Annotated in this window: 11 protein-coding genes; all 11 read left to right on the top strand. The window is 54.6% G+C overall.

What is annotated here, in order from left to right; all coding sequences use genetic code 11:
* The first annotated feature begins 76 nt into the window (after nt 1-76).
* The 11 genes from ACRBB0_RS27065 (at nt 77) to ACRBB0_RS27015 (ending at nt 9,493) form a co-directional block, all read left to right on the top strand.
* A complete protein-coding gene (locus ACRBB0_RS27065; RefSeq protein ID WP_431377583.1) occupies nt 77-448 on the top strand; it encodes a head decoration protein in 372 nt (123 codons plus the stop codon).
* A gap of 45 nt (nt 449-493) precedes the next feature.
* Nucleotides 494-1,531 carry a major capsid protein gene (locus ACRBB0_RS27060; RefSeq protein WP_431377582.1) on the top strand — a complete coding sequence of 346 codons (1,038 nt, stop codon included), beginning with the start codon at nt 494-496 and terminating at the stop codon, nt 1,529-1,531.
* A gap of 69 nt (nt 1,532-1,600) precedes the next feature.
* Nucleotides 1,601-1,948, top strand: coding sequence for a hypothetical protein (locus ACRBB0_RS27055; protein WP_431377581.1), 348 nt, complete (start codon nt 1,601-1,603; stop codon nt 1,946-1,948).
* A 7-nt stretch (nt 1,949-1,955) separates the two neighbouring features.
* Complete coding sequence (locus ACRBB0_RS27050; RefSeq protein WP_431377580.1) at nt 1,956-2,264, top strand: head-tail joining protein; 309 nt, start codon at nt 1,956-1,958, stop codon at nt 2,262-2,264.
* Nucleotides 2,257-2,937, top strand: coding sequence for a DUF6441 family protein (locus ACRBB0_RS27045; protein WP_431377579.1), 681 nt, complete (start codon nt 2,257-2,259; stop codon nt 2,935-2,937). Before ACRBB0_RS27050 ends, ACRBB0_RS27045 begins: the two co-directional genes overlap by 8 nt.
* A complete protein-coding gene (locus ACRBB0_RS27040) occupies nt 2,934-3,380 on the top strand; it encodes a hypothetical protein (protein ID WP_431377578.1) in 447 nt (148 codons plus the stop codon). Before ACRBB0_RS27045 ends, ACRBB0_RS27040 begins: the two co-directional genes overlap by 4 nt.
* Nucleotides 3,377-4,354 carry a phage tail tube protein gene (locus ACRBB0_RS27035; protein ID WP_431377577.1) on the top strand — a complete coding sequence of 326 codons (978 nt, stop codon included), beginning with the start codon at nt 3,377-3,379 and terminating at the stop codon, nt 4,352-4,354. The genes ACRBB0_RS27040 and ACRBB0_RS27035 overlap by 4 nt, the downstream gene beginning before the upstream one ends.
* The gene (locus tag ACRBB0_RS27030) at nt 4,354-4,827 is read left to right on the top strand and encodes a hypothetical protein (RefSeq protein ID WP_431377576.1); all 474 of its coding nucleotides are present in this window, start codon (nt 4,354-4,356) and stop codon (nt 4,825-4,827) included. Before ACRBB0_RS27035 ends, ACRBB0_RS27030 begins: the two co-directional genes overlap by 1 nt.
* Nucleotides 4,828-4,982: 155 nt before the next feature.
* Nucleotides 4,983-5,135 carry a DUF7697 family protein gene (locus ACRBB0_RS27025; protein WP_431377575.1) on the top strand — a complete coding sequence of 51 codons (153 nt, stop codon included), beginning with the start codon at nt 4,983-4,985 and terminating at the stop codon, nt 5,133-5,135.
* Between the two features lie 18 nt (nt 5,136-5,153).
* Entirely contained in the window at nt 5,154-9,074 is a 3,921-nt protein-coding gene (locus tag ACRBB0_RS27020) for a phage tail tape measure protein (RefSeq protein ID WP_431377574.1), read from the top strand.
* Between the two features lie 206 nt (nt 9,075-9,280).
* On the top strand, nt 9,281-9,493 hold the full coding sequence (locus ACRBB0_RS27015; protein ID WP_431377573.1) for a hypothetical protein: 213 nt from the start codon (nt 9,281-9,283) through the stop codon (nt 9,491-9,493).
* Nucleotides 9,494-9,526 lie beyond the last annotated feature (33 nt).

Here is a 9,526-nt window from a genome sequence, read left to right as displayed (position 1 = left end):
CCCGCCTTAACCCGGCCCTGAGTAAGGGCAGAAAATAACCGGCCATTGGCCGGTTTTTCTTTTTTAGGAGAACGACATGGCAACCTTGACCGAAGGCCAAACACCCGGCGATTTTCTGATGTTCGAAGAAAGCGCCCATTACAGCCGACAAGAGATCACTGTCGCCGCTGGTGCGGATCTTGAACCTGGCACTGTTCTGGGCAAGGTCACCGCAAGCGGTGCCTTTGTTGCGTGCGATCCCGCCGCCAGTGACGGGGCGGAAACTGCTGCCGGTGTATTGTTGACCCCTGCAGCGGCGAAAGATGCCGATGTCCCAAAAATGGTTATGCTTGCCCGTCACTCTCAGGTGCGCCGTGGCGGTCTAACTTTTGGGTCCGGGATCACGACATCCGGGCAACGCGATACCGCCTGCGACCAACTAAACGCGGTTGGTATCCAGACCCTGTAACGGGTCACCCAAACACTCTCTCTCAGATATGAAAAGGACTGTCTCATGGCACACATGGACATTTTTAAGAATGATGCGTTTCGGGCCATGGAATTGTCCGCAGCCATCAACATTATCCCCAACCAATGGGGGTTGATCGGCGAAATGGGAATCTTCGCCCCTAAGCCTATCCGGGGCATTAAGTTTTCTGTTGAGTTGCAAAACGGTGTCTTACAGTTGATCGCGTCTTCAACACGCGGAACACCTCTGCCGGGGCAAGATCGACGCAAGCGGAAATTGAAGGACTTTCGCACCGAGCGTTTTGGTCTGAAGTCCAGAATTACTGCGGATGACGTCGATGATATTCGTGCGTTTGGTTCGGAAACCGAGCTAAAGCAAGTTGGCGCGGAAGTGGCTGAACGGCAAGAAGATATTCGCGGCTCGATCGATATCACCCGCGAATTCCTGCGCTCCGGTGCGTTGCAGGGGTTGGTTATGGACGCAGACGGGGAAACCTTGGTCGACCTACATGCCGAGTTCGGTATCGACAAGAAGTCGGTTGATTTCACCTTTGGTTCAGGCTCAACTGATCTGGCCACGAAATGCCGCGAAGTCACACGTCATATCCGGACCAACTTGAAGGGTGATGTTATGACCGGGGTTAGCAGCTTGATTCACCCGGATTATACCGACAAGCTGATGGGGCATGCCGACTTCAAAGAGCGCTACAAGTATTATCAGAACGCCAACGGTGGTGACCCTTTGCGTGATGACACCTCTGATGGGTTCGATTTTGGCGGCATCCTTTGGAAAGAATACCTCGGCGAGGGTGAAATTCCGCAAGAAGATGGGTCCACGGTCACGCGGAACTTTGTACCCGAAGGTGAAGCGATGTTCTTCCCGATTGGCACACGCAATACTTTCAAAAACTTCAACGGATCAGCAGATTATATGGGGATGGTGAACCAACCTGGACAGCCAAACTATTCGGCGGTGTTCCCAGATATTCAGGAAAACCGTTTCGCGGATGTCGAAGGTATGATGCAGACAATGCCAATGTGCCTGCGCCCTGGCGTTCTGGTTCGCGGCCATACGTCGAACTAATCATCACCGATTGAATTGAAATCAGAGAGGGGGCCTTGGCCTCCTTTTTCGCATTTTGGGATCAAAGCTATGAAAACTGTAAAACTGACTAAGCCTTTCATTCAAAAGCTGGATGCTTCTGCGAAGCGTACCTTTCCCGCCGGTTGGACCGGCCCTGTAGACGATGATTTGTTTGACGACATGACCAAGGGTGGGTTTGGCGAGCAGCACCCGAAACCCGAAAAGAAGCCAGCTCGGCGCAAGTCCTCAAAGGCAAAAACCAAAACTGCGGATGAAGAAAAGTTAGCAGCGGCTGAGACCGTTTTGTCCGATGCCAAAGCCGCGCTGGAAGGCGCGGAAACCGATGACGACAAGGCAAAGGCTCAATCTGCGGTTGATGCTGCAGAGAAGGCTTTGGCAGAGCTTAAAAAGGCTTAAGCACCCGATGCCGTTTTCCCCTTCCAAACCGATTGACGCGTCGTTTCGCCGATTTGGCGTGGCCTCAACGCTTGACCCAGATGGTGAGGCCCGCTTTGTTCGCGTCGTTAAGCGAAAAGGCGACGCAGACGCGGATTTCGAAGGGTTCTCTGTGCGAAAGCAGGGGACAGTTTATGAGATCCGTGCGGCGGAATTCGCTGGGTTTGGTAAGGGGGCCATCTTAACCGTTGGGTCGGATCGGCTGGTCGTGAAATCCAAGCCCGAGAGTTTGGATAGTCACGGGCTTGTTTTGCTCTTGGATGTCCAGAATGCCTAAAACCCAGGAACTGCTAAAGGTCGCCTTTGGTGGCGATTTACGCGAGTTTATGCGTCAGGAGCTGGAAGTCGAAAAGAGGGCCGTTACAGAGGGCATCGAAGAAACGGGCGAAGACCTGTTGTTTGAGCTGCGCCAGGACGTTTTGGCGGGCGGGCTAGGCCCGAGACTCGCGAGGAGCTGGCGGGTCAAACATTATCCGGGGCGCAACGTCTATTCATTGGGTGCCGCCTCAGAAATCAAAACCAATGCACCGAAGATCATTCGGGCCTTTGAAGACGGCGCGACTGTCAAATCTGCTGATGGCATTTGGTTGGCGATTCCGACCGAAGAGGCCCCAAAGCGTGGTGCTGGCCGCAAACGCATTAGCCCCTCGAATTTTCCAGAGCATCGCTTTGGACCGCTTCGTTTCATCTACCGCGACACAGGTCCTTCATTGTTGGTGGTTGAAAACCAGCGCAGGAAAAAGGGCGGGGGATACACCCGTTCCAGGAGCAAGCGCGCCCTTAAAACTGGCTACGGCCTTTCAACAGTCATCATGTTCACGCTGCATCGGCAGGTCCGGTTAAAGCGCCGGCTGAATGTGAAACGCATCACGGATGGTTCAGCTGGTCGCTTGACCCAAAACATTGATCACGCCTTTCGCCGATTGGACGCGGCGCGGAGAAAAAGATGACAACCAAACATGAGGCGATCGTGGGGGCGTTGCATGCGCTGCTGGTCGGTTCGTTGGCCGTGACGGTCTTACGAGACGTTGAGTTGCCCGAAGAATGCCCCGATGCCGGCATCGCGAACCTAGCTCCAGAAGCACCCCGCGAAATTGGGCGTCGGCTTGGGACTGGCGTTCGCGAAATCCAGAGATCCTGCGGTCTTGAGGTGGTCGTAACGGGGCCGTCTGACATCATAAGGATCCAGCGTCTTGAGGCTGTACTCGAAGCGTTGGGGCTGGTTTTGGTGCCGCAATGCCTGGAACAAAACGGTGTCGATTATGTCGACCTAGGGCCACCGGAAGATACAGAGGTGATCCCGATGCGCGGATCAGAGTCCCTACGCGGGGCCGTCATCCGCATTGACTTATTTTACGAAACAACCAGCAACGTGATGGAGACAGCACAATGAGCAATGCTCGTGGAGACAATACACAACTGTTGATGCGTCAGCAGGCGCAGTTTGGGGCAGCGGAGGCGGCGGCGGAAGGGGCGTTTCGACTTTTGCCTTTCTATTCCTATGACCTAGACCCAAGTGAAGAATTGAGCACGGATGATGCGATCCGTGGCGATAGTTTTCCGGGCGAAATCATTGCTGGGCTGCAGACCATGTCTGGGGGATTGGTTGTGCCAATGGCCCTGCAATCGATCGGTTGGCATTTTGCCAACCTGTTTGGCGCTCCTGAAACATCCGAGCCCAGCACTGGCAATTTCCAGCATATTTTTGCACCGAGTGCTGTGCCAACACCGGGGTTGCAAACCGTCGGCAAAAACTTTCTCGGGCCAAACTTGTTCTTTGTGCAGGACAGCGTTGTTTATAAGGGGTTCGAGATTGCGGCCAAGAAAGAGGGGCAACGTCCTCGGATCAATTTCGATGTCTTGGGTCGCCAAGAAATCAAGGCCGGTGCTGCGCTGGACACAACACCTGTTGAATATGCCAACGATGTTGCCCCAGTTGGGTTCACCGGCAAAGCGAAGATCGACGGCGCGCTTGCTGCCGCCATTACGGGCTTGACCGGAAAGGTGTCCTCTGAGGCGGAAATGGATCAAGAGGAAATGAATGGTCTGGCGACAGCGTCCGATGTGGATCTTGGCGATTGGATGATGGACGGCTCGATCGACACTCGTTTCCGCGATGCCACCTACTATGACATGGCGACAAATGGCACCTTGGTTGATTTGTCTCTGGAGTATGCGTTGTCCCCAACGGTCGGCATTGAATTCACGTTTTTCAATGCCCGGTTGGAACGTAAGGGTGTGCCGATTACTAACCGTGAAGTCATTTCGGCATCCTTCAATTTTCGGGTGGGGCGTCCGGGTGCGGGTCAATCCCCGTTCCAGATCCTTTTGAAAAACGATGTTGCGTCTTACGGGAACCCTAGCTGATGGCTGTTCGCCTCAGTCGAGCCCTAAAGGGCCCTAAGGAACTGCCTGTCGGGTTGGGGGTGACGTTCCAATTCAAGCCCTTTGGTTTTGCCCAATACCGAGAAGCTCAAGCGTGGGCACAACGAGAGGCGCGCGAACAGTTGACTGGTGCTCAGCGCGCGGCTTTGGCCGGTCGAGAGATCGATGAGCTGGGTGATGAGTTTGAAGATCGGTTGATTGGCTTGGCTTCCGAGATGCACCTCGATCGGATTGTCACCCAGTTTTGCATTGGTTGGGACGGCGTCTTGATTGGCGAAACAGATGAAGATGCCGAGCCCCTTTCGTTTTCGCCAGCAAATTGGGAAATGCTGCGGGAACAAGCGCCCCTATTGGCGGACCTTCTTGATCGCCGGTTACAAGCTCCCATGCATGCTGTGGTCACTGAGGGAAACGGCTCCGCGCTCTTGCCAGATACCGATACTCCGGAGGGCTGAAACACTGCCAGGGCTGCGCTGCAGAGCCAGCTTTTGGTTGCAAACGTTTTGGCGGCAAGGGCGCGTGTGAAGAAGACAAGCACAAGCTTAGGAGTGTCGAGGGCGCGGTCATTCTTGAAATGACTTATCTCCTAGATGCTCAGCGAAAACTGACAATGGCAGGACCCGCAGGGTTTGACTTGCCATCGTGCCTAACCCTGCTGGACGCCCATGGGGTTGATCCACAAATCGCGGCAATCCTGCTCCCATATTGGGAAGCCGGAATGTTTGATGGCCTCGAAGAGGCAAATGACAAATCAGGAAAGTAGTGTGACGTGAGCAACGCCGTGAGAACATATACTGTTCGTCTTAGTGCCCAGGGTAAGCGCGAACTAGAACGCTATCTAGAAAGCACTGGGCGCAAGGGGCAGGCGAGCCTTTTGCGGATTCACAAGGCGTCGGGGCCAGCTTCCAAAGGGCTGTCTAAGGTGAGCAAGTCCGGTCAACGGGCATCGCAAGCATTGGCGGGTTTGGGCAAACAGGTCCCGGCTATTGAGGGCTTGGCGAGGGTGCTTGGTGCTACGGCGCTTGCCACGGGTATTGTCCGTATCGGCACATCAGCTCTCAGCGCTGCAAAAGACTTTCAAGCGGCCATGAAGCGGGTGCAGGCGGCGACGAAGGCCACGGACGCGGAAATGGTCCAGCTCGAAGCCAAAGCGCGCGCTGTTGGAGCATCAACTCAGTTTCGTGCGTCAGAGGCGGCAAGCGCGATCGAAATGCTTGCGAAAAACGGGTTGCGATACCAAGCCATCATGGATGGTGCGTTGGACGCGACAATGTCGCTGGCGGGGGCGCTTGGCGCGGATCTTGCTCCGGCTGCAGATCTGGTCACCGACCTTATGGCGCAGTTTGGATTGCGGGCAGGTGATTTGGCGAAGGTCACCGATTTGGTTACCGGTTCCGCCTTGAATTCCAAATTTGGATTTGACGACATGCGGTTGGCCATTGGTCAGGCGGGTGGTGTTGCCGGTAAGTTCGGTGTTGAAATTGAGGATTTCCTGACGGCTTTGGCCGCGACATCTTCGGCGTTTAGCTCTGGCTCAGATGCTGGCACCAGCTTTAAAACCTTTCTGCAACGGCTAACCCCGCAAAGCAAAGAGGCCAGTGCCGCGATGAAGGGGCTGGGACTGGAGTTTTTTGATACGTCCGGCGAAATGAAAGACCTCGCTCAGATCGCTGAGGAATTGCGTGAAGGGGTTTCGGGACTTAGTGAGGAAAGCCGTAACGCCTCTTTGGGCAAGATTTTTGGAACCGATGCCATTCGAACCGCCCTGTTGTTGGCGGACCAAGGGGCAGAGGGTGTTAATCGCCTCAAGGTTGCGATCGAAGATGTTTCCGCCGCCGATCAGGCCGCTGTTCGTCTTCAGGGGTTGCAGGGCGCTTTGAAGGAGTTGGCCTCCGCTTGGGAGGACCTTCAGTTGACCTGGGCTGATGAAGGGGGGCTCGATGTTGCGGAGACGGCAACACGCCGCCTGACCGACGCCATTCGCTTTCTCTCAGACAACTTTGTCGAGATTAACGAGGTTATTGAGCGGGTGGCGCAGGCCCTTGCCGTGGTTCTGGTTGGCCGCGGGATAAATTCTGCAATTGCCCGTGCCGCGGCTATGCGGGCCGCTTACATCGATCTTGCTTTGTCGGTGCAAACTGTCGGAACAAACAGCGTTGTTGCAGCTAGAAAAATGTCAGCGCTGGGTGTGGCAGGGCGTTTGTTGACCCGTTCTTTAGGGGGGCCTCTCGGCTTGATTGTCTCTGCGGGCGCGCTTGCTGCACTGGCTATTGATACTGACAGTGCTCGTGACGCAATCGATCGCGCCGAAAGCGCCGCTACCAAAGGGAAGACGGCTCTTAGGGAGTACGCTGAAGCATCAAGGGACGCGGCTGATCGGCAAGACGAGCTGGGGCTTGCCGTTGATGGTGTCACCGCTAAGGTTTTCAACCAAAATCGGGCGCAGCTTCAGGGGGCGTTGTCGGAGTTGAAGGCCGCGCATGAGGACTTGATGGCACAAATTCAAGGTGCGTCCCACTTTGACAGAAGCAAAGCCGCCTACGACGTTTTGGGGCCCTTAAAGGCGAATGTCCTCCCGACACGGAATCTCTTTGGCGACAATGTCAGGGAGGTTTTGGAGGGGTTGCGGGACGGCAATGCAGAGCTTTCGGAAAGCGTGGAGATACTTTCAACGTTTGCTGGGATCGGTCATGAGGCAAAGGACATGGCCAGGGAGTTTAAGCTCTCGTTGGACGGAAGTGCCGAGAGTTCGGTAGATGCGGCCCAAAAGATGCAGCGATACGCTGAGCAGTTTGATATTTTCGCGGATCAGTTAAAAGCCATTGAAAGTGCAGATGGGCCACTAAATATGCAGCAGGCCTATCTTGCGCTGGCAAAAGCGATGGAAAGCGCAGCTCAGATGGGCGACCTGATGAGAAGCCAAGCGGGCAAAGCGCTGAGAGACCTCTTGGTTCCTGCTGAGAGAACAGAGCAACAAATCTTAAAGAACGAAGCTGCCTTAATTGGGACGCGGGAGGAGCTGCAGCGTATTGCAGGAATGGCCAACGCCTTTAAGCCGGTTTCTGATGGGGCTGCAGAGGCTCAAGAAAACGTCGAAAAACTGGGGCGCTCCATCGGCTTGGTGTATCAGCAATATCAGTCATCCCGAGTTCAGGGGGACGCGATTGTAGCCGAGGCAGCATCCTCGGGATTGCTGCCCTTGATCCGAGGGGTTGAGAGTTCGCGCAACAAAAAGCTCGCGTACAACGTTTCGCTTGATCATGGCCGGTGGACAAATGGTCCCCAAAACCTAACAGGGATGACGATCAAAGAAATCATCGCTCTGCAAACCAAAATGCTTTCGCACATGGAAAATCGCCAGCTTTACGGGAACGGCCAGGGGAGTTCGGCCTTGGGTGCCTATCAAATCACCCGTCGAACCCTGCGTGATTACCTGATGCCAAACCTTGGTTTGGATGGCGATGAGCTGTTTGACGAAAAGATGCAGGATCGCATGGCAGAGGCATTGATCCGTCGCAGGCGAGGTCAAGGGATCCAAGGGCTGCGCAATGAATGGCAGGGCCTGAATCGCGTATCGTCTGGCGAGATCGCGGCAGCCATGCAAACAACCGCTGTTCCAACGCAGGACCCAGAAAACTTAGAGCGTGCGCGCCTGGAACAAGAAAAGAGAATTGAGGCTCAGTCTGAAGAGCGCGAGGCTATCGATAAACTGGTTGAGGCCGGGAATGAACGTGTCGCTCAATTAGAGTTTGAGCAATCTCTGGTTGGAAAGTCCGTTGAAGAGCAAGAGAGGTTGCGACTTGTTTTCAATTCACTGACAGAGGCAAAGCGCCAAGGAATTGATGTGGACAAAGTGCTGACAGCGAGTGGTGAAACTTTGCGCGCAACCATTGAGAGACAAGCCTCGGCCTACGCGAAGAGGCAGTCCCAAGAGGTGAGCAGACAGAAGTCGGCCTCCAATTCTCAAAGCGAGTTAGAGGGTTTGCGCGGAGCCTTGGATTCATCGTTTGATGTGCTTCGTCGGAATCCCGAGAACGTAAAAGAAGCCTTTGGGGCTATGGTCGACTACATCTCACAGCGCCTTTGGAAATTGGCGTTGGACCCCGTGTTCGATTACCTAGCTAATTTGCTGAACAACATAATATTTGGTGGTGGTTCTGGCGGTGGCGTCCTGTCTTTCCTCTTTGGTGGTGCCAAAAAAAGTGGCGGGCAAGTTCTCGCTCAGAGCGTTACTGCTTCTCAAGCCGTGCCAGGGTTTGCGAATGGAGGCCTGCAGGTTTCCGGGCGAGCTCGAGGTAAAATCAAAGGAACAGGGTCAACCACGTCTGACAATATTTTGTTGCTGGGGTCGCGAGACGAATTCATGGTTCAAGCTCGGGCAGTTGATCACTATGGAGCCCCGTTTTTTGAAGCCCTGAATAAAATGAAACTTCCCAAGTTTGCGAATGGGGGCGGCATGGGCAGCGTGCGTGTTCCGGGAGGCTTTGGAACCGGGAGAAGTGAGCCGATCCCAATCCAAGTGATCGATCAGTCGCACGGTGTTGATGTGCATGCTCAAGAGATTTCGGACCAATCCGGCGGTCGGTTGCTCCAGGTCATACTTGATGAGCGCATTGCTGCATCGGTATCCAAAAGAGGCGGTGCGACACGCAGGGCGATGCAAAGCGGCTTTGGCCTGTCCGCCACGAGGCCGCAGCGATGACCCCCTCCTGGCCAAGTGAGCTTCCAAAGCCAACTCGAAAAGGTTTTCGAGCTCAAAATGCGGATACTAGGAGAAACCGCGAAACTGACGCGGGTCCTCCTAGATATGGTAGGAGATATTCCTCCGTAATTAGAACGGTGTCATTGCAGATGGCAATGAGCCGGCATCAAAAGCAAATATTTGATTTTTTTTTGGAAGAGACGCTAATGCATGGTGTATCTCCGTTCTGGATGCCTGACCCAATCAGCGACGGCTGGCCCTTGGCGACGGAGCAGGGCGAGCAATTGCTATCCCCGGACGGTGCGCCGCTTTTGATGGCGTCTCGGTGGCTTTGTCAAATCGGCACAGAGCAACCGGTTTGGGGTGCTATCAAGGGTCTTGAATTTCCTGTGTCCTTTTCTGTTGTGGTGATGCCATGAGACGGGTGTCAATCACAGCACGCAGGGATTTTG

Source organism: Pelagimonas sp. (assembly GCF_050633425.1).
In the GTDB taxonomy this organism is placed as follows: domain Bacteria; phylum Pseudomonadota; class Alphaproteobacteria; order Rhodobacterales; family Rhodobacteraceae; genus Pelagimonas.
This window is presented reverse-complemented; position numbering and strand designations above follow the sequence as displayed.

What these genes read in the sequence shown, in the direction of transcription:
- ACRBB0_RS27065 (WP_431377583.1), top strand. Translation starts at nt 77, where the DNA reads ATGGCAACCTTGACCGAAGGCCAAACACCCGGCGATTTTCTGATGTTC.
- ACRBB0_RS27060 (WP_431377582.1), top strand. Translation starts at nt 494, where the DNA reads ATGGCACACATGGACATTTTTAAGAATGATGCGTTTCGGGCCATGGAA.
- ACRBB0_RS27055 (WP_431377581.1), top strand. Translation starts at nt 1,601, where the DNA reads ATGAAAACTGTAAAACTGACTAAGCCTTTCATTCAAAAGCTGGATGCT.
- ACRBB0_RS27050 (WP_431377580.1), top strand. Translation starts at nt 1,956, where the DNA reads ATGCCGTTTTCCCCTTCCAAACCGATTGACGCGTCGTTTCGCCGATTT.
- ACRBB0_RS27045 (WP_431377579.1), top strand. Translation starts at nt 2,257, where the DNA reads ATGCCTAAAACCCAGGAACTGCTAAAGGTCGCCTTTGGTGGCGATTTA.
- ACRBB0_RS27040 (WP_431377578.1), top strand. Translation starts at nt 2,934, where the DNA reads ATGACAACCAAACATGAGGCGATCGTGGGGGCGTTGCATGCGCTGCTG.
- ACRBB0_RS27035 (WP_431377577.1), top strand. Translation starts at nt 3,377, where the DNA reads ATGAGCAATGCTCGTGGAGACAATACACAACTGTTGATGCGTCAGCAG.
- ACRBB0_RS27030 (WP_431377576.1), top strand. Translation starts at nt 4,354, where the DNA reads ATGGCTGTTCGCCTCAGTCGAGCCCTAAAGGGCCCTAAGGAACTGCCT.
- ACRBB0_RS27025 (WP_431377575.1), top strand. Translation starts at nt 4,983, where the DNA reads ATGGCAGGACCCGCAGGGTTTGACTTGCCATCGTGCCTAACCCTGCTG.
- ACRBB0_RS27015 (WP_431377573.1), top strand. Translation starts at nt 9,281, where the DNA reads ATGCATGGTGTATCTCCGTTCTGGATGCCTGACCCAATCAGCGACGGC.